Annotated in this window: 17 protein-coding genes, 1 tRNA gene and 2 pseudogenes; 15 read left to right on the top strand and 5 right to left on the bottom strand. The window is 64.6% G+C overall.

The annotated features are described in order from the left end of the window. Window positions 1–113: 113 nt before the first annotated feature. Window positions 114–998: a LysR substrate-binding domain-containing protein gene (locus Amn_RS19390; RefSeq protein ID WP_067966297.1), complete on the bottom strand. Its 885-nt coding sequence runs from the start codon at window positions 996–998 to the stop codon at window positions 114–116. A gap of 127 nt (window positions 999–1,125) precedes the next feature. Between Amn_RS19390 and glyA the strand changes: the two genes are divergently transcribed. From glyA to Amn_RS19425, 7 genes and pseudogenes are all read left to right on the top strand, one after another. Then, window positions 1,126–2,397, top strand: a complete 1,272-nt coding sequence (glyA, locus tag Amn_RS19395) for a serine hydroxymethyltransferase (protein ID WP_067966296.1) — start codon at window positions 1,126–1,128, stop codon at window positions 2,395–2,397. Continuing rightward, window positions 2,390–3,775, top strand: a complete 1,386-nt coding sequence (gene lpdA, locus Amn_RS19400) for a dihydrolipoyl dehydrogenase (protein ID WP_154384927.1) — start codon at window positions 2,390–2,392, stop codon at window positions 3,773–3,775. Before glyA ends, lpdA begins: the two co-directional genes overlap by 8 nt. Window positions 3,776–3,873: 98 nt before the next feature. Beyond that, window positions 3,874–5,016 carry a glycine cleavage system aminomethyltransferase GcvT gene (gene gcvT, locus Amn_RS19405; RefSeq protein WP_154384970.1) on the top strand — a complete coding sequence of 381 codons (1,143 nt, stop codon included), beginning with the start codon at window positions 3,874–3,876 and terminating at the stop codon, window positions 5,014–5,016. 11 nt (window positions 5,017–5,027) lie between these two features. Then, window positions 5,028–5,390: a glycine cleavage system protein GcvH gene (gene gcvH, locus Amn_RS19410; protein WP_067959924.1), complete on the top strand. Its 363-nt coding sequence runs from the start codon at window positions 5,028–5,030 to the stop codon at window positions 5,388–5,390. 10 nt (window positions 5,391–5,400) lie between these two features. Next, window positions 5,401–8,247, top strand: a complete 2,847-nt coding sequence (gene gcvP, locus Amn_RS19415; protein WP_286290958.1) for an aminomethyl-transferring glycine dehydrogenase — start codon at window positions 5,401–5,403, stop codon at window positions 8,245–8,247. 52 nt (window positions 8,248–8,299) lie between these two features. Continuing rightward, window positions 8,300–9,682: an L-serine ammonia-lyase gene (locus Amn_RS19420; protein ID WP_286290959.1), complete on the top strand. Its 1,383-nt coding sequence runs from the start codon at window positions 8,300–8,302 to the stop codon at window positions 9,680–9,682. Between the two features lie 93 nt (window positions 9,683–9,775). Further along, window positions 9,776–10,162: pseudogene (locus tag Amn_RS19425) on the top strand (adenine deaminase C-terminal domain-containing protein). Between the two features lie 740 nt (window positions 10,163–10,902). Here Amn_RS19425 and Amn_RS19430 read toward each other — a convergent pair. Next, window positions 10,903–10,978 (bottom strand) — tRNA-Ile (locus Amn_RS19430). Between the two features lie 136 nt (window positions 10,979–11,114). Here Amn_RS19430 and Amn_RS19435 point away from each other — a divergent pair. After that, entirely contained in the window at window positions 11,115–11,828 is a 714-nt protein-coding gene (locus Amn_RS19435; RefSeq protein ID WP_067959916.1) for an SIMPL domain-containing protein, read from the top strand. 224 nt (window positions 11,829–12,052) lie between these two features. On the opposite strand, the gene Amn_RS19440 is transcribed toward Amn_RS19435, so the two are convergent. Further along, the gene (locus Amn_RS19440) at window positions 12,053–12,442 is read right to left on the bottom strand and encodes a hypothetical protein (RefSeq protein WP_067959914.1); all 390 of its coding nucleotides are present in this window, start codon (window positions 12,440–12,442) and stop codon (window positions 12,053–12,055) included. Window positions 12,443–12,698: 256 nt separating this feature from the next. Next, a complete protein-coding gene (locus Amn_RS19445; protein WP_067959912.1) occupies window positions 12,699–13,145 on the bottom strand; it encodes a YcgN family cysteine cluster protein in 447 nt (148 codons plus the stop codon). 202 nt (window positions 13,146–13,347) lie between these two features. Between Amn_RS19445 and Amn_RS19450 the strand changes: the two genes are divergently transcribed. The 6 genes and pseudogenes from Amn_RS19450 to Amn_RS19475 all read left to right on the top strand — a co-directional run bounded on the left by Amn_RS19450 (window position 13,348) and on the right by Amn_RS19475 (window position 18,275). Beyond that, on the top strand, window positions 13,348–15,381 hold the full coding sequence (locus Amn_RS19450) for an OmpA family protein (RefSeq protein WP_067959910.1): 2,034 nt from the start codon (window positions 13,348–13,350) through the stop codon (window positions 15,379–15,381). Between the two features lie 305 nt (window positions 15,382–15,686). Then, window positions 15,687–16,223 (top strand): TIGR00645 family protein, encoded by a 537-nt coding sequence (locus tag Amn_RS19455; RefSeq protein WP_067959907.1) that lies wholly within the window; start codon window positions 15,687–15,689, stop codon window positions 16,221–16,223. Window positions 16,224–16,348: 125 nt separating this feature from the next. Continuing rightward, window positions 16,349–16,597, top strand: a complete 249-nt coding sequence (locus tag Amn_RS19460) for a hypothetical protein (protein WP_154384862.1) — start codon at window positions 16,349–16,351, stop codon at window positions 16,595–16,597. Between the two features lie 186 nt (window positions 16,598–16,783). Then, window positions 16,784–17,211: pseudogene (locus Amn_RS19465) on the top strand (PACE efflux transporter). Window positions 17,212–17,256: 45 nt separating this feature from the next. Then, window positions 17,257–17,538, top strand: coding sequence for a hypothetical protein (locus Amn_RS19470; protein WP_286290960.1), 282 nt, complete (start codon window positions 17,257–17,259; stop codon window positions 17,536–17,538). A 212-nt stretch (window positions 17,539–17,750) separates the two neighbouring features. Continuing rightward, complete coding sequence (locus Amn_RS19475) at window positions 17,751–18,275, top strand: hypothetical protein (RefSeq protein ID WP_083948758.1); 525 nt, start codon at window positions 17,751–17,753, stop codon at window positions 18,273–18,275. Between the two features lie 74 nt (window positions 18,276–18,349). Here Amn_RS19475 and Amn_RS19480 read toward each other — a convergent pair whose 3' ends face one another. Then, window positions 18,350–18,775, bottom strand: coding sequence for a VOC family protein (locus Amn_RS19480; RefSeq protein ID WP_067959892.1), 426 nt, complete (start codon window positions 18,773–18,775; stop codon window positions 18,350–18,352). Window positions 18,776–18,844: 69 nt separating this feature from the next. Between Amn_RS19480 and Amn_RS19485 the strand changes: the two genes are divergently transcribed. After that, a complete protein-coding gene (locus tag Amn_RS19485) occupies window positions 18,845–19,450 on the top strand; it encodes a TetR/AcrR family transcriptional regulator (protein WP_263006521.1) in 606 nt (201 codons plus the stop codon). Window positions 19,451–19,452: the final 2 nt, after the last annotated feature.

The following is a 19,452-nucleotide window of genomic DNA, read 5'->3' on the forward strand; positions in this document are numbered from 1 at the left end:
TCCGCTTTTCTTCGAAGCGGGGAATCTCTCTATGCCTTTGTCTTGCGCAATTCCGGACGGAAAACCGCTGCACACCTTTCCTGGAATTGCGCTGGCGCCGCATCGGCTGCGGATCAGGCGGAGATCGCCAGCCGTCCCGCCGTCTGGCCGATCTGCTCGGTGATATAGGTTTCCAGATAGTCTATCGCTTCTTCGGAATGCGCTGCGGCAAGCCGGTGCAGGCGCAGCGCAAGATGCCCAAGCGGCGCGAGCCCATTGTCCGGGCCGAGACGCCGGACGTCGTCAGGAACGGTGCTTTGCGCCATGGCGGTCACGCCAAGCCCTGCCCTGACCGCCGCCAGGATCGCGCTATGGCTCGAGCTGAGATAGGCGATCCGGCAGGCTTTTGCCTCCCGCTTCAGTTGCTGCAGGATCCGGTGCCGATAGACGCATGGGGGCGGTGCCAGCACCAATGGCAATGGGCTCTGCGTATGGCCGAAGTGGTCGGCGCTGCTGAACCAGACCAGCGGCTCGGTGTGGATGGGCCTGCCACCCCGGCTCTCGCTGTCATCGTGCAGCGCGACGACGAGATCGAACTCGCCGTTCTCCTGCCGGGCCAGAAGGTTCTTGCTGAGGTCGCTGGTCACTTCCAGCATGACGTTGGGATGGGCCTGGGCGAAGCGCCCCAACAGATGCGGCAGCAGGGAGTCGGTGTACTCGCTCGGGGCGCCAAGCCGCACCCTGCCCGACACGTCAGGGCTTTGCATCAGTGCCAGGACTTCGTCGTTCAGGGCCAGGATGCGACGCGCATATTGCGCGAAGCTGCGCCCTTGCGCGGTGAGCTGCAGATTGTGGGCGTCGCGCTGGAACAGCCGCACGCCGACCACCTCTTCCAGCCGTTTGATCTGCAGGCTGACCGCCGACTGCGTGCGCCCCACCATTTCGGCCGCGCGGGTGAAACTGCCGCCGTCGATCGCCTTGACGAAGCTGCGCATCAGGTCTGTCGGGATGTTGCGCATGGCCGATCCTATCATGAGTATCCCTCATCCTAGCATGAGAACTATGAAGTTCAACAATGATGGCCGTTCGATATCCTTGGACGAGATCGGGCAGCCTGCGCTGGCCATCGTCACAGGAGGAGAAGACATGACCGACGGCACATCAGCGCTTGCCACTTTCGACCCGGACCTGTGGGCGGCCATCGAGGCCGAGGGACGGCGCCAGGAGGGCGAAATCGAGCTGATCGCGTCGGAAAACCACGCCAGCCCAAGGGTGATGGCGGCGCAGGGCTCGGTGCTGACCAACAAATACGCCGAAGGCTATCCCGGCAAGCGCTACTATGGCGGCTGCGGCGAGGTTGACGTGGTCGAGCAACTGGCGATCGATCGCGTAAGACAGCTGTTCGGCGCGCAATTCGCCAATGTGCAGCCCCACTCCGGCGCCCAGGCCAACGGCGCTGTCATGCTGGCCTTGCTGCAGCCGGGCGACACCATCCTCGGCATGTCGCTGGATGCCGGCGGCCATCTCACCCACGGTGCGCGTCCGGCGCTTTCAGGCAAGTGGTTCCGCGCCATCACCTATGGGCTGACCCCGGAAGGGCTGATCGACTACGATCAGGTAGCTGCCCTGGCTGAGGCCGAGCGCCCGAAGCTGATCATCGCCGGCGCCTCGGCCTATTCCAGGGTGATCGACTTTGCCCGCTTCCGCGCCATCGCCGACAGCGTCGGCGCCATGCTGATGGTCGACATGGCCCATATTGCGGGGCTGGTCGCCACCGGCCATCACCCGAGCCCGATGCTCCATGCCCATGTCGTCACCTCGACCACACACAAGACCCTGCGTGGCCCGCGCGGCGGCATCATCCTGAGCAATGACGAGGCCATCGCCAAAAAGATCAATGCGGCGGTTTTTCCCGGCCTGCAGGGCGGACCGCTGATGCATGTGATCGCCGCCAAGGCCGTCGCCTTCGCCGAGGCGCTGGAACCGGATTTCACGGAATATGCCGGACGGGTCGTGGCCAGCGCCAAGGCGCTCGCCGCGGTTCTGGTCGAGCGAGGTGCTGCGATCGTCTCCGGCGGCACCGACAACCATCTGATGCTGGTTGATTTGCGTCCCCTTGGCCTCAAGGGCAACGAAGCGGCCGAGGCGCTGGAGCGCGCCGGCATCACCTGCAACAAGAACGGCGTGCCAGGCGACCCCGAGAAGCCCACGGTGACCTCGGGCATCCGCCTGGGCACCGCAGCCGGTTGTTCGCGCGGCTTCGGCCCCGAGGAGTTCCGGCAGATCGGCCATCTGATCGGGGACGTGCTGGACAGCCTGCGCAGCGGCCCGAACGCTGCCGTCGAAGACACAGTCCACCGGAGAGTAACCGCGCTCTGCTTCGCCTTCCCGATCTACGGGAGCAAGGCCGATGCCTGATTTCGACCTCGCCGTCATCGGCGCCGGACCGGGAGGCTATGTCGCCGCACTCAGGGCCGCACAGGCCGGCATGCGGGTGGCCTGCATCGATGAGCGGTCCACGGCGGGCGGCACCTGCCTGAATGTCGGCTGCATTCCCTCGAAGGCGCTGCTGTCATCGACCGAACACTGGGCAGGGCTGAAATCCCTCGCCGACCAAGGCATCGAGACCGAAGCCGCCCGCTTCGACCTTTCGCGCATGATGGCGCGCAAGGACAAGGTGGTTTCCGACCTGACCAAAGGCATCGCTTTCCTGTTCAAGAAGGCCGGCGTGGAATTCATCCAGGGGCGTGCGAGCATCGCCGCTCCGGGGCGGGTTACGGTTGGTGAGCGCGAGATCTCCGCACGGCACATTCTGATCGCCACCGGGTCCGCGCCTGCTGCCCTGCCCAATGTCCCCTTTGACGAAAAGCTCGTCCTGTCGTCGACAGGTGCCTTGTCGCTCGGCAAGGTGCCGGACCGGCTGGTGGTGGTCGGCGCCGGTGTCATCGGCTTGGAGATCGGCCAGATCTGGTCGCGCCTCGGCGCCAAGGTGACTGTCGTCGAGTATCTCGACCGCATCCTGCCCGGCATCGACGGCGAGCTGGCCAGGAACGCGCAGCGGATCCTCGCCCGCCAAGGCATCGGCTTCACCCTGAACGCGGCCGTCAAGACAATCGCCCGCGACGGCGAGGCGGCCAGCGTCGAGATCGAAACCCGCGGATCGGGCGAACTGGAAACGCTGGCAGCAGATGCCGTGCTCGTCGCTATCGGCAGGCGGCCCCACACCGCAGGCCTTGGGCTTGAGGCGCTGGGGGTCAGGCAGGACGCCAGGGGCTTTGTCGAAGTCGATGCACAGTTCCGCACCAGCGTGCCCGGCGTCCTGGCCATCGGCGACGTGGTGCCCGGGCCGATGCTCGCCCACAAGGCCGAAGAAGACGCCGCTGCCTGCATCGATGCTCTGGCGGGCAAGGCGCATGGCGCACCCGACTATCGCCTCGTGCCGGGGGTGGTCTACACGGCGCCCGAAATCGCCGGCGTCGGCCTCACGGAGGACGATGCCGGCACCTCCGGGCGCGCGTTTCTGGTCGGCAAGGCCAGCTTCCTGGCCAACGGCCGCGCCCGTGCGATCGGCGCCACCGACGGCTTCGCCAAGGTCATCGCCTGCGCCGAGACAGGCCGGCTTCTCGGCGCCCATATCCTCGGACATGGCGCGGGGGAACTGTTGCAGGAACTGGTCCTCGGGCTTCGGCTCGGCACGACGCTAGCCGAAATTGCCGGCACCTCCCATCCGCATCCGGGCATGGGTGAGGCTGTGAAGGAGGCATGCGTGGCGGCCCTTTCCAGCGCAGCGACCTGAGATGTCAGGCGGCCCTTTCCCGCCCTGACGGGATGGCCTCCTGTTCCATGCCCGAACAAGTTCGACAGCGCTCTGTTTTCCAGCCTTGGAGGCTCTTCATGACCTTGCCATTCCAGTTGCGGCAAACCCCGCTGACGGCATTCAACGTTTCACGCGGCGGCAGGATGGTGCCGTTCGCCGGTTATGAGATGCCCGTCCAGTTTGCCGACGGCGTCCTGAAGGAACACCTGCACTGCCGCGTCGCCGCCGGGCTTTTTGACGTCAGCCATATGGGACAGGTCATTCTTCGCCCGAGGACGGGCAGGAGCGAGGATGCGGCGCTGGCGCTCGAACGGCTGGTTCCGGTTGATGTCCTCGGCCTGAAGCCGGGGCGCCAGCGCTACGGGCTCTTCACCGCGGACGATGGTGGCATCCTCGACGACCTGATGATCGCCAACCGCGGCGATCACCTCTTCCTGGTGGTCAACGCCGCCTGCAAGGCGCAGGATGTCGCCCATCTTCGGGCTCACCTCGGCAAAGACTGCGAGATCGAGGAGCTCACGGATCGTGCCTTGATCGCGTTGCAGGGCCCTGATGCCGAGGCCGCGCTCGCGGCACTCGCTCCTGAGGTGGCAGAGATGCATTTCATGGAGGTCGCCGACATCAATCTGCTGGGAACGCCCTGCATCGTGGCGCGGGCGGGCTATACTGGCGAAGACGGCTATGAAATTTCGGTTCCCGCCGACCGCGCCGCAGCACTCGCCGAAGCGCTGCTGTCCGATTCCAGGGTTCGCCCTGTCGGCTTGGGCGCGCGGGACAGCCTGCGGCTGGAATCGGGCCTGTGCCTCTATGGCCATGACATCGATGCCACCACCACCCCTGCCCAGGGCGCGCTGGAATGGGCGATCCAGAAGGTGCGGCGGCGAGGCGGAGCACGCGCCGGCGGCTTCCCCGGGGCAGAGATTATCCTCGAAGAACTGGCAACGGGGGCTTCGCGCCGCCGTGTCGGACTGCGGATCGAGGGCCGTGCGCCGATCCGAGAGGGCACGGAGCTGTTTGCCGCCGAAGTCGGCGGCGAACCGGTCGGACAGGTGACCTCAGGCGGCTTCGGCCCCTCCGTCAATGCGCCGGTCGCCCTGGCCCATGTTCCGACCGAACTGAGCAGCACGGACACGCCCCTGTTCGCCGAAGTCAGGGGCAAACGCCTTCGCGTCTTCGTCTCCCCGCTGCCCTTTATCAAGCAACGCTACAAACGGTACTGAGGAGCCCCGATATGCTGAAATTCACCGAAGATCACGAATGGCTGTCCATCAAGGGTGGCATAGCCACGGTCGGCATCACCCGCTACGCCAGCGAACTGCTGGGGGATCTGGTCTTCGTCGACCTGCCGGCGGTCGGCACCGTGCTCGAAAAGGGCGAGACGGCAGCCACCGTTGAGTCCGTCAAGGCCGCCTCCGACGTCTATTGCCCGCTGGCGGGCGAGATCATTGCGGTCAATGAATTCCTCCACAGCGACCCTGCCATGATCAACAGGTCGCCCGAAGGCGAAGGCTGGTTCTTCAGGCTGCGCCTCGCAAACGTGGATGATGCCACAGCGTTGATGGATGAAGCCGCCTATCTGGCACTGGTGGGATGAGGAGACTGAGATGAGCTACACCCCGACCGGCTACGCGCCATACGACTTTGCAAATCGCCGCCACATCGGCCCCTCCCCGCGCGAAATGGCGGAGATGCTGGAAACAGTCGGCGCCGAAAGCCTCGATGCCTTCATCGACGCAATCGTCCCGGCAGACATCCGGCAGACACGCCCTCTTGCCTGGGGCAAGGCGCTGTCCGAGCGCGGCGTACTGGAACGGCTGCGCAACGTGGCGATGAAGAACACGGCCAATGCCAGCTTCATCGGACAGGGTTACCACGGCACCTTCACCCCGCCGGCGATCCAGCGCAACATCTTCGAGAACCCGGCCTGGTACACCGCCTACACGCCTTATCAGCCTGAGATCAGCCAGGGCCGGCTCGAGGCGCTGCTCAACTATCAGACCATGATGTGCGACCTGACCGGGCTCGACATCGCCAATGCGTCGCTGCTTGACGAAGGCACCGCCGCGGCCGAAGCCATGGCCCTGTGCGAGCGTGCGTCACGCTCGAAGGCCCGCGCCTTCTTTGTCGACCATCATTGCCATCCGCAGACAATTGCCGTGGTCGCGACCCGGGCGGAACCGCTCGGCTGGGACGTGATCATCGGCGATCCTTTCACCGATCTCGATCCGTCGCGCGTTTTCGGCGCGCTGTTCCAGTATCCCGGCACCTATGGCCATGTGCAGGACTTCACCGCCCCGATCGCAGCGCTCAAGGACGCGGGCGCGCTGGCCGTCGTGGCCGCCGATCCGCTGGCCCTGACCCTGCTGAAGCCGCCGGGCGAGATGGGCGCCGACATCGCTATCGGCTCCAGCCAGCGTTTCGGCGTGCCCCTGGGCTATGGCGGTCCGCACGCCGCCTACATGGCCGTGCGCGCCAACCTCGCGCGGTCGATGCCGGGCCGGATCGTCGGCGTCTCCATCGACGCCCGCGGCAACCGCGCCTATCGGCTGTCGCTGCAGACGCGCGAGCAGCATATCCGCCGCGAAAAGGCGACGTCGAATGTCTGCACCGCACAGGCGCTGCTGGCCGTCATGGCCTCGATGTATGGCGTTTTCCACGGCCCGGACGGATTGCGGGCGATCGCCGAGCGCATCCACCGCAAGCTGGTTCGGCTGGTCAAGGGACTGGAGACCCTTGGCTTTCCTATCCAGCCGGCAAGCTTCTTCGACACGGTAACAGTGGAATGCGGCCCCCGCCGCGACGCCATCCTGGCATCGGCCCTGCGTGAAGGGATCAACCTTCGCCCGATCGGCGAGACGCGCATTGGCATAACCTTCGACGAGACTGTCCGACGCAGCCACACCGAGGCGATCTGGCGCGCCTTTGGCGGCGGCATGGCGGATGACGACCTGACGCCTGAGTATCGCCTGCCCGACGCGCTGCTGCGGACCTCTGTGTTCATGACCCACCCCGTCTTCCACATGAACCGCGCCGAAGCCGAGATGACGCGCTACATGCGCCGCCTTGCCGATCGCGACCTTGCGCTTGACCGGGCCATGATTCCGCTCGGCAGTTGCACGATGAAGCTCAATGCCACCGCCGAAATGATGGCGCTGAGCTGGCCGGAATTCGCCAACCTTCACCCCTATGCCCCCGCCGACCAGGCGCAGGGTTATGCCGAGATGCTGAGCGACCTCGAGGCAAAATTGTGCCAGATCACCGGTTATGACGCATTTTCGATGCAGCCCAATTCGGGTGCCCAGGGTGAATATGCCGGCCTGCTGACGATCCGCCGCTATCACGAGGCGCGCGGCAACGGCCATCGCAACGTCTGCCTGATCCCGACCTCGGCGCATGGCACCAATCCGGCATCCGCACAGATGGCTGGCATGAAGGTGGTGGTGGTCGGCGTGGCCGCCGACGGCAACATCGATGTCGCCGACTTCCGCGCCAAGGCGGAAGCCCATGCCGAAAACCTGGCCGCTTGCATGATCACCTACCCCTCGACCCACGGCGTGTTCGAGACGACCGTGCGCGAGATCTGCTCACTCACCCATGACAATGGCGGACAGGTCTATATCGACGGCGCCAACATGAACGCCATGGTTGGTCTCGCGCGCCCTGGCGATATCGGCGGCGACGTCAGCCACCTCAACCTGCACAAGACCTTTGCCATCCCGCATGGCGGCGGCGGGCCGGGCATGGGGCCGATCGGGGTCAAGGCGCATCTCGTGCCGCATCTGCCGGGCAATCCGGCTGCCGGCGCATTCGCCATATCCGCCGCACCATTCGGCTCCGCGTCGATCCTGCTCATCTCTTGGGCCTATTGCCTGTTGATGGGTGGCGAGGGCCTGACCCAGGCGACCAAGACTGCGATTCTCAGCGCCAACTACATTGCGCGGCGATTGGCGTCCGCCTATCCGATCCTCTACAGCTCGGCCGCCGGCCATGTCGCGCATGAGTGCATCCTGGATACGAGAGTGCTGAAGGAACGCGCCGGGGTGACCGTCGACGACATCGCCAAGCGCCTTGTCGACTGCGGTTTCCACGCGCCGACGATGAGCTGGCCGGTGGCCGGCACGCTGATGGTGGAGCCGACGGAGAGCGAGCCCAAGGCCGAACTCGACCGCTTCATCGCCGCCATGCTGGGCATTGCCGCCGAAGCGGAGGCCATCGTCGCCGGCACGCTCGATGCCGAGGACAATCCGCTGAAGCGCGCGCCCCATACCGTCGAGGATCTCGTCGGCGACTGGGACCGCCCCTACAGCCGCGAGGCCGCCTGCTTCCCGGCGGGCTCGTTCCGGGCCGACAAATATTGGCCGCCGGTCAACCGGATCGACAATGTGCATGGCGACCGCAACCTCGTCTGCACCTGCCCGCCGCTCGAAAGCTACGCGGAAGCCGCCGAGTGAGCCTGTCGCCCCCGGTCGCGCGCCGGGGGCACACCCCTTCAAGGATCGATCCATGTTCCTGTCCGTCTTCGATATCTTCAAGATCGGCATCGGCCCGTCCTCGTCGCACACGATGGGCCCGATGGTCGCCGCTTCGCGCTTCCTCAAGGCCCTCGCCGCCCTGCCCGGGCGGACCGAATGCCGGCGGCTGACGGCCTCCCTGCATGGATCCCTCGCCTTCACCGGCAAAGGCCACGCAACCGACCGGGCAGTGTTTCTGGGGCTCATGGGGTTTCTGCCTGATACACTCGACCCCGACCAGGCAGAAGCCTTGGTCGCAGGCCTCAAGGTCACGCGCAGCATCACGGCGCCCGGCATCGGCGCCATCGCCTTCGATCCGGATCACGACCTCGTCTTCGACTACGGACCGCCGCTGCCGGGCCATGCCAACGGCATGGTCTTCACCGCGCACGGGCTTTCCGGCAATGTCGTTCTGCGTGAGGTCTGGTACTCGATCGGCGGCGGTTTCGTCGTCAGTGAAGACCAGCTTTCCAGTGTGTCCCCTTCGCGGGACACAGCCGCAGGCGACGTGCCTTATCCCTTCACCTCCGCCGTCGAGATGCTGCGGATGGGGCGTGAATCGGGACTGTCGATCGCAGCGATGAAGGAAGCGAACGAACGGGTGCGCCATGGCCGCGATCTGGAGCCGGGACTTGAACGACTCCAGGCGGCAATGAACGGCTGCATCGATCGCGGCCTCTGGCAGGAAGGTATTCTTCCGGGAGGACTGTCGGTGCGACGCCGCGCTAAGGGCCTGCACCAGCAATTGCTCGGCGAGCGCGGCAGCAACCGGGCACAGCCGCACGCGGCGACCGACTGGCTGCTCGTCTATGCCATGGCCGTCAACGAGGAGAATGCGGCGGGAGGGCGCGTCGTGACAGCGCCGACCAATGGTGCTGCCGGCGTCGTACCTGCCGTGCTGCGCTACTACAGCGATCACTGCGTCGGTGCCAATGCGGATGGCGAACGGCAGTTTCTCCTGACTGCGGCCGCCATTGGCGGGCTGATCAAGCACCGCGCCTCGATCTCCGGCGCGGAATGCGGTTGCCAGGCCGAGATCGGCTCGGCGTCCGCCATGGCCGCGGCGGGGCTTTGCGCAGCGCTGGGCGGAACCAACGAGCAGATCGAGAACGCGGCCGAAATCGCGCTCGAGCATCATCTCGGCATGACCTGCGACCCGGCCGGCGGCCTTGTCCAGGTGCCCTGCATCGAACGCAACGGTCTTGGCGCGATCAAGGCGGTCTCGGCGGCCAGCCTGGCGCTCCGCGGCGATGGTCAGCACTTCATGCCCCTCGACAACTGCATCGAGACCATGCGCCAGACCGGCCAGGACATGGCGACGAAATATAAGGAAACATCGCTGGGCGGGCTTGCGGTGAACTTGCCCGAGTGTTGACGAGGCCTGGTTATCGACCTTGGAAGCAACACGCCCGCTAGGCATCGTCACAGTCGACATGAGGGCCGCTAGTCCACCGGGGCCACCGGTGAAGTGGTCAATGCCTTCGTCTCGGGCTTCGGCTACTCCAAGGATTGCGCCATGGCCTCGACCATCGCGCATGACAGCCATCACATCATCGTCGCCGGCACCAACAAGGCCGACATGGCCCAGGCAGCCAACAGGCTGCAGAGGTCGGCGGCGGCATCGTGATGATCAGCGAGGGCAAGGAGCATGCGCTGTCGAGCTTCTGGTCGCCGGCCCGATGTCGGACGAGCGGGCCGAGGTGGTCGCCGTGAAGGCCGGCATGTTGGTCGAAGCGACGCCTATATGCAGCACTCGCTGCTGGCGCTTGTCGTGACCCCGGAACTGCTCATCTCGGACAAGGGGCTGATCGACGTCACCAAATTCGACAAGGCCGACGTCATCATCAAGGACTGACTGGCCGACGGTTACGCGCGGAGCGAATGAACTGGCACGTCGTTGCATGCCAGTTCGAGAGGCTGGTTCGATCGACCAAGTCGCGTCCCGATATTGCGCATGCCGGCCGCGGCGTTGAACTGAGTCGGCAGTCCGCAAGGCCGAACGTGATATGGCAAGGGCTGCTAACGCCTGTCGCACCGCGCTGCAGCGCTGGTCGAACCCGTCCTTGGCCAGATAGCCGTTGTCGGCGAGCTTGTTGCCGCGGGTGAGGCTCGACTTGAGCTATTCGAGCGATGCCTGGTCACGCTCGATCTGCGCCTTGGCTTGATCGAGCGCGGCCTGATAGTCCGTGTGCCTGCAGATAGCCTGACGCCTTGGCGCGCAGCGTCACGTTGCGGATGGCTTCGGTGCGCGCGGCATGTTCGAGATGGATTTGTCTTCTTCACCACGCCGACCACAGGCACCGGCATTGGCTGGGGCGCTGGCGCCGAAGGGCGGCATCCGCAGTCGTGCTGCCGACGCCCCAGCCATGTCAAGCGAGGAGGTAGCCGCCCGCCACATTCCTACGAAACGTTCTAGATTGCGATGGGAAGATTTCGACCCTGAGATGACTAACCTCAACTTATTCCGATTGGCATCCAAGAATACTTCTTGAGCACTCATGGCCTGACCAAAGATACACGCGTGTTCCAGTGTACGCCGTGGTGTACGCCGGGCTAAAACGGAAAAAATATAAATAAAATCAAAAGCTTAGTTTTTGGTGGGCCCGGAGGGACTCGAACCCCCAACCAAGCGGTTATGAGCCGCCGGCTCTGACCATTGAGCTACAGGCCCCACATGCGGGCTGGATAGTCAGTTTTGCGCGCTGGCACAAGCCATCTTCGCGCATCTGTTGCGCGCTGCCGCAATCCACCCATAATCCGCCCCTATCTGACACTCCCGAAGGGCTCAGGACAACGGAGATTATATTATGAATCGCAAATACATGGCGCTTGCACTTGCAGCGGCACTAACACTTCCCGCCGCTGCCGCCCGCGCCGATAACGAACCGTCGCCACGCATCGTCGTGACGGGGGAAGGCGAAGCCTCGGTGGCACCCGATCTGGCTCTGTTGTCGCTGTCGGTGATGCGCGAGGCCAAGACCGCCCGCGAGGCGCTGGACGCCAACAACGAAGCAATGGCTGCCGTGATCGCCGCGATGAAGGCAGCGGGTGTCGCCGAGCGCGACCTGCAGACCGCCGGCATCCAGATCCAGCCGCGCTACAACTACACCAACAAGCCCGATGGCTCGCAGGATGCCGAGCTCGTCGCCTACCAAGTGATCAACACCTTGTCGGTGCGCGTCCGCGACATCGCCAAGACAGGCGAGGTTCTCGACAAGGCCGTCTCCCTCGGCGTCAACCAGGGCGGCGGCATCACCTTCACCAACGAGAAGCCGGAAGGCGTTATCACCGAGGCGCGCAAGCTTGCGGTGGCCGACGCCATCGCCAAGGCGAAGGTGCTGGCCGAGGCCGCCGGCGTCAAGGTCGGCAAGGTGCTCGAGATCACCGACCAGTCCTATGCCCCGCCGCCAATGCCGATGCAGGCGAAGTCGTTCGACCGCGCAGCCGGCGCAGCACCGGTCGAGGCCGGCGAAAACGCCTACCGCGTCCAGGTCAACGTCACCTTCGAACTGAAGAACTGACGAGCTGACATCGGGCGCCCTGCCGCGCGTTCGGAAGCGCGGCAGGATCGGGCAAACGGATCGCATCCAGGCAGTCCGACACCCCAACAGCTGGAAAGAATATGAAAAACCCCGGAGGCAAGGCCTCCGGGGTTTTGTTTGGAGCCACCACCCTTCCCCGAGACGAAAGGGGCTCCCGCTACTGCGATCGGGCTTACCCGACGCTGTTCAGGTCGCGTTTCGACTTACCAGCGGACGACCGGGCAGTTCGGGGCGCGGGCGAAGGTGATCGCGACGCGCTCGCCATATTTGCGGCCGCTCACCGTGATCGAGCGACGGTTGACATCGACGATGCGGGCGCGGCGCAGGCCCATGCGCTCGGCCTTGTCGACAGCACGGTCTGGCGAGCAGGCGCGGTCCCAGCGGCCACCGGGGCGACCCCAGCGATTGTCGTGGCGGTTGTCCCAGCGGTTGTCGCGGCGGCCGTCGCGGTCCTGGATGTAGACGCCGACATTCGGCGAGCCCTGGCCAAGATTGAGATAAAGGCCGTCGGCCTGTGCGGTCGCAGGAATGGCGGCCAGCGTGCTGAAGCCGATGACGGCAGAAAGGGCCGCGATCTTGATCTTGTCGAACATTGTGTCTTCTCCTTGAACCCGAGGCGTCAGGCCATCTCTGCCTGAGCGATGACCAGACAATGCGCCACCCAAGCTGAACCGTTTTCGAACCACGCATTCATTTTCGGTTCATGTATCAAATATTTGATTCTGCTAAGTATTTTTTACGCACTGCAACAATGCGTGAGCCGTCGCGCAGATGGAAGACAGCCACCAGAAGGGCCTTGGCCGTCCACCCGAAGGGCCTTGACCGTATTGTGTCGGGCGAGTTTGGCGCTTACGGCTCTTCGTCCAGCATGTGGTCGAAATAGTCTTCCGGCTCGGCCATATCATCCTCGGAGGCGGTCAGCTTGCCGCGCACCGATACGCCGGCCTCGTGCACCGTCTCGCGGCTGCCCGAAACAAGATGGTGCCACCAATAGAGATCATGGCCCTCACCGACGAGGCGATAGGCGCATGTGCTGGGAAGCCAGGAAATCGTGCGCACGTTCTCAGGCGTCAGCCCGACACAGTCCGGCACGCGCGCAAGGCGATTGGCATAGTCGGCGCAGCGGCAGGTCGCGCCGTCGAACAGCCGGCAGCCAACGCTGGTCCAATAGATCTCGCCGGTATCCTCGTCCTCGAGCTTGGACAGGCAGCATTTGCCGCAGCCGTCGCAGAGTTGTTCCCACTGGCTCGGACTCATTGCCTCCAGCGGCGTCGTTTTCCAATAGGCATCGTCCATGGCTGGCATTTGGCCCCGAAAGGGGGGCGCGTCAAGCCGCCCTTCTCATTCATCGCCAGTTCAGCGAAACCACGATATTGCCATGTTGCCGTCGGGCAATCGCCCCGATGCGATGCGACTGCCACGACAAGCGGAACCATTAACGGTTCCATCTGTTTGGGCCGGGACGGGACCAAACTTCACTTCGAGGAGATTTCCAACGATGAAACGCCAACCACGGATTCTCGCAGGCACGGCAATCGGCCTGTTCATGGCATCCGCGCCGTTGGGCGCCATGCCGTTGCCGAACGGCGCGCTGAACGAAGCGGGGGCTGCGCTGCCGCTGATCCGCGTTCAGTCGGACTGCCAGGAAGGCGAATCGGCGGAAGCTTGTGCAGCACGCCAGGGTGGTGGCCAGCAGGCCCCTGCCCCGGAGGCGCAACCGGAACCGTCCCCGCAGCCTGAGCCTCAGCCCGAACCGCAGCCACAGCCGGAACCCGCGCCGCAGCCGCAGGCAGAGCAGCCGGCACCGCAGGCCGAAGAACCAGCGCCCGAGCCACGCCGCAAGAAGCGCGAGGCGCCGGCGGAAGAACCAGCACCTCAGCAAGATGTCGCACCGCAGGCTGAACCCGAGCCGCAGGCAGAGCCTCAGCCGCAGGCGGAAGAACCCGCCCCCAAGCGTAAGAAGCGCGAGCCCGCCGCCGAACAGCAGCAGCCCCAGGCAGAACAGCCTGCCGCCGAGCCGGAGGCAGCGCCTCAACCGGAACCACAGGCCGAAGAGCCGGCCCAGACGCCTGAGGTGGCACCGCAGCCCGAGGCCCAGCCCGAGCAGAAGCCCCAGGCCGAACAGCCTGCCGAGCAACCGGCGGAGAAGCCTGCAGAAGCGACCCCGGAACAGGTTCCCACCCCTGCTCCGGCGCCCGAAACCACCGCACCCGCAGGTGAAGCGCCAGCGCAGGGCGAACAGCCTGCCGCGCAGCAGCCTTCGACCGAGCAGCCCGCGACTGGCGAGCAGCCGGCGACCGGCGAGCAACCGGCAACTGGTGAACAGCCACAACAGCCTGCCCAGCAGGGCGAAGCACCTGCAAACCAGCCACCGGTGAACCCCAACGAGGCGCCGATGCTTGACAGCCAGAAGGAAGCGCCACCCGCCGAGGCTGGTGGCCGGCAGCCGGCTGCCGAAGGCCAGCCCGCTCAGCCCGCGCCCGAGGGCCAGACTGGCGAGCAGGCGGCGCAGCCGGTACCGGTGCCCGTCGATCCGGGGCCGCCGCCGGTTGACGACAAGACGGCCACCGAGGCAGCCCAGCCTGTCGAGATCCAGGCCGTCACTGCCGAAAAGGGCACCCGCATCGAAAAGATGCCCGAGGTAGACCTGCGCCGCAGGCCGCGACCTGAAGGCAGCGAGTTCCTGCGCGAGATCGGCGATCGGGTGATCATCCAGATCAACAATGAGATCATCGTCGAGAGCAACGACCGGCCGCGTATCACGCGTGATGCGCAGGACGTCTATTACGAGGAACTGCCGCGCGGCCGTACTCGCGAAGTCATCGTTCGCGACAATGGCAACCAGATCATCACCATCCGCAACCGATATGGCGACATCGTGCAGCGCTCGCGCATCACCCCCGATGGCCGCGAATATGTGCTGAGCTATGTCGACGACCAGTATTACGAGGGTATGGACGAGTGGCGCGATCCGGGTCTCGACCTGCCGCCCCTACAGCTCAATATTCCGCGCAACGAGTACATTCTCGACGCGCAATATGTCGAGGATGACGACGCCTATTACGACTTCCTCGAACGTCCTCCTGTGGAACGCGTCAAGCGGCTCTATTCGGTCGACGAGGTCAAGCGTTCGGCCCGTGTCCGCGACATCGCCCGGCGCGTCGATCTCGACACGCTGAGCTTCGAGTTCGGCTCGGCCTCGATCCCCGAGAGCGAGATCGCCAAGCTCGAGGGCGTCGCCAACGCGATGGAGAAGCTGCTCAAGAAGAACCCGGCCGAAACCTTCCTCATCGAGGGCCACACCGACGCCGTCGGTTCCGATGTCGCCAATCTGGCGCTGTCGGATCGCCGCGCCGAGGCCGTGGCGGACGCGCTTACAAACGTCTTCGGCATCCAGCCGGAGAACCTGTCGACGCAGGGTTACGGCGAGCGCTACCTCAAGGTGAAGTCACAGAAGCCGGAGCGTGAGAACCGCCGCGTCGCAATCCGCCGCATCACCCCGCTGGTGGCACCGATCGCCAGCGCCAACTAGCGGCTGAAGACACTGAAACGAAACCCGCCCCGCGCACTGCAGGGCGGGTTTTTGCCGCCAAAGCATCCTTTTCGGACATGAAATCGCCGGTAACAATCACGCGATCACCCGGCTTTGGCCATTGAATCGCTGGATTTTGATGCCACCTTGTGGATGACGTGGTTCCCTGCCCCGTCCCATCTCCGGCGTTCAAGGAGATCAGGCCCGGCCGAATCCCCCTCCAGCGGCCGGGCCTTGTTTTATCCGCCAAGCTGTTGCATTCGTCGGCACCGCCTCATTTTCCAATCGCCATTTTCGGACGTCTCATGAAACGCCTCGAACACGCCGTCGAATCCATCATTCTCGCCTCGCGCTGGCTGCTCGTGGTGTTCTACCTCGGCCTCGCCGTGGCGCTCGGCATCTACGCGCTGTCCTTCGTCAAGAAGCTCTACGAGTTCGTCATGAAGGTGATGGTGCTCGACGACACCGACACCATCCTCAAGGTGCTCGGCCTGATCGACGCGGCCCTTGTCGCCTCGCTGGTGGTGATGGTCATCATCTCGGGCTACGAGAACTTTGTCAGCCGCTTCGACAATCATGACGGCGAGGTCCATTGGCTCGGCACGATCGACATCAGCTCGCTCAAGATCAAGGTTGCCTCGACAATCGTCGCAATCTCGTCGATCCACCTGCTGCAGGTCTTCCTCAACGCCCAGCAATATACCTCCGACCAGCTGATGTGGCTGACCATCATTCACCTGGCCTTCGTGCTGTCGGCGCTGCTGCTTGCCTATATCGACCGCCTGACCGGCCTCTCCAAAGGCGACAAGAAGGCCGCCGGCGAGGACGGCCCGAGCCTCTAGGAGGGAACGTCGGCCGGATTCATTTTCTCAACCGCACCGGCCAAGCCACTGGATTGACTCACCTTCGGCCGTTAGGGCGCCGATTGACATCAATAGACGGAGGTGCTGCACAGGCGCCTCCGTTTTTGTTTGCGCAGGAGGCTCTGCTGCGGCTGTTGGGATATGCACTGCTCGTCCTGGGCGTCCTGGTCTGTTCGGCGACCTTCGGCGGCTGGATCTGGCTGAACGCCCATGGCTGCGGCACCGGCTGCAACGATTTCCGCCTGCGCTGGGAAGACACCGAGGCGCTCGCCGTATTCATCCCGCCCTTCATTGCCGGCGCCGTGCTGACGCTGGCCGGCGCCGGCACGATCCTTTCCCATCGCAGGAAGTAGCCGGACAATACCGGCGCCGCGCGGGACGGCAGTTACAGGCCTGCGATCGTCCCTGGCACCATCGAACAACCGACCATGGCAGTACTGAACATCTGGCACGGTTCTTAATCTTGCTTCCGAAGCGAGGACCATCTCCCCCATCTGGGACGCTTTTTCGGAACGGGCCGAAATCCCACGGGGGCTAATATGCGCACCACTCTTGATCGTGTTCGCCACGCCATCAGCTTCGAACTGATCGGGCTGGCGCTGGTCACGCGCTTGGCGCCTGGGCTTTCCATATGCCGATGGGCGACATCGGCGCCGTCGCCATCGTCAGCGCGACGATCGCAACGATCTGGAACTACCTGTTCAATCTCGGCTTCGACCACCTGCTTCTGGCGATCAAAGGCAGCGTCCGGAAATCGCTGCCTGTGCGTGTCGCTCACGCTGTCCTGTTCGAGGTCGGGCTTCTCGCCGTCCTGATGCCGTTCATTGCCTGGTATCTCGGCGTGAGCCTTCTTCAGGCGCTGCTGATGGATGCGTCCTTTGCGGGTTTCTACATGGCCTACGCATTCGTCTTCAACCTAGCCTACGACCGGGTCTATCCGGTGCAGGAGCGCCCGGCCAAGGCCTAGATCAGGCGCTGCCAATGGTTCTGGCCTCGCGAAACTGGAAACAGCATGCTCGAGCAGATTGGAATCCCTGCCGCACGCGTTCGCCTCACCTGGTTTGGTGGCGACCCTGAACCGACAGATGGGGTCTATTCAACCACTGCAAGGTTTGAAGAAGACGTGGACTGGCCATCCGGAGAGACCTGGAGCGTCGTGCTCGCGTTCGACAGGGGTAATGTGAGCGCCTATTTCCTGTCAGTTTTGGCGCCACACCAGCGCCTTCGCGCCGGACGGCAGTTTGAAATGTACGAAGGTACGCGGCGCACGGCGCTGGTGGAGGTATTGGGATGATTTTGGCCGTTGTCGAGCGAGGTAGCGTCCGCTGCTCACCAGAGCCCCGCAAGTGGACAAGGCAAGGGTGATAGCCGGTTTTCTGCTGGCAGCTTTTGCGTGGGCATCTTGTCTGGCCGGGCGCCGAACCTTTCTTCAAAACGCCGCATTCATCTTACGTTCAAGCCATGCTCGCTAAGGTCGAGGCCTCCAACGATTCGAGGACTTCTATCGTGTCAATCGCCCAAACCCTTACGATGCGAACGGCCTTCGCATCGATCTGCGTCGCCGGACTGGCGGCAACCGTCTCCGCCGTCACCCCCACCCCTGCAGAGGCTCAACGGCTGATCCGCTGCGCATCGGAAGGCGGCACCTGCCGCCTGCCCTATCCGGCAGAAGTCGTCTATGGCGCGCAAGGCAGGACCACCTCGCGCTTCATCGACGCGCCCGCGGTCCGCTGCTCGAACCGCAGCTTCGGCGATCCGGCACCGGGCCTGCGCAAGGAATGCTACATCGTCGAGCGCGGCCGGCGCAGCCGCGACTATGGCGATGGCGGCTATGGCGAACCGCGCCGCAAGCGCTGGGTGGCCTGCGCCAGCGAGAACGACTATTGCGATTTCTACGGCCGCAAGCGAGTGCGCTACGGCACGATGAGCCAGTTCGAGGAAGGCGTCTTCCGCGACGGCGTCGATTGCGACAACGAGACCTTCGGCGATCCGGCGCCCGGCATGCGCAAGCGTTGCTACATCCAGGACTGAGCCTGCCGGCCAGGTTGAAGCCATAGTGATAAAGTGACGGAGGCGCCTCGCGGCGCCTCCGTTTTCGTTTGCGTTCAGGCGTCAACCGTACCCGGCGCATACAGCGCCAGAAACTCGGGGCTCGGCGGGATCGGCGTGATGACGTCGATTAGAACGCCATTGGGGTCCCTGGTGATGAAGTGGCGCTGCCCGAAGTCTTCGTCGCGCAGCGACCGCAGGATCGGCAGCCCTTCCGCGACGACCCGCGCATGCACGGCATCGACATCCTTGACCTCGAAATTGATCAGCAGGCCGGCGACCCGCCCGCGCCCCTCTTCGGGGATCGTCTCGTGATCGCCCTGGACGATGGCGAGATTGACGTCCCTGTCTTCCGCCGACCGCAGATGGACATACCAGCCGGCATCAAACTGTGACTCGAAGCGGAAGTGCTTGACGTAGAACGCGGCGGTGCCGGCGACGTCGCCGGTCATGATCACGGGATAATAGCTTGTCGTTTTCATGGCTTTCCTTCTCTCCTCAATCAACATACAGTCTGCATGTAAATTCGAATTAACATACAGGCTGAATGTATGCAAGTGAAAACCGAGCGCCGTTCCAACCGTGACCGCACCGAGGCGACGCGCGGCGACCTGATCGCTGCCGCGCGCAGGCTGTTCACCGAAAAATCCTATGCCGAAACCGGCACGCCGGAGATCGTGGCTGCGGCCGGCGTCACGCGCGGCGCGCTCTATCACCACTTCAGCGACAAGCAGGCGCTGTTTGCGGCGGTCGTCGAGCAGGAGGCGCATGCGGTTGCCGAAGAGATCGAACGCGCGGCACCCGTCTCCCTTGGCGCCCGCGAAGCGCTTCTTGTCGGTACCGAAGCCTATCTCCGGGCGATGCAGATGCCGGGACGGACGCGGCTTTTGCTGCTCGACGGCCCGGCGGTGCTCGGCCGTCCCGGCATGGACGCCATCGACGACCGCCATGGCAACCGCACGCTGCGCGAAGGCCTCGCAGCGGCCATGCGTGCCGGCGCAATGCGCAAGCTACCGCTGACCACCCTTACCAGCCTGCTCGCAGCCACCTTCGATCGCGCCGCGCTGGCGATCGATACGGGCGCGCCCTTCGCCGACCAGATGGCGGTCATCTCGGCGCTGATCGACGGGTTGATGACGGCCGAGCAGCCGGCCTGACG

Origin of the sequence: Aminobacter sp. Y103A (assembly GCF_030294925.1) — a bacterium.
GTDB lineage: Bacteria > Pseudomonadota > Alphaproteobacteria > Rhizobiales > Rhizobiaceae > Aminobacter > Aminobacter ciceronei.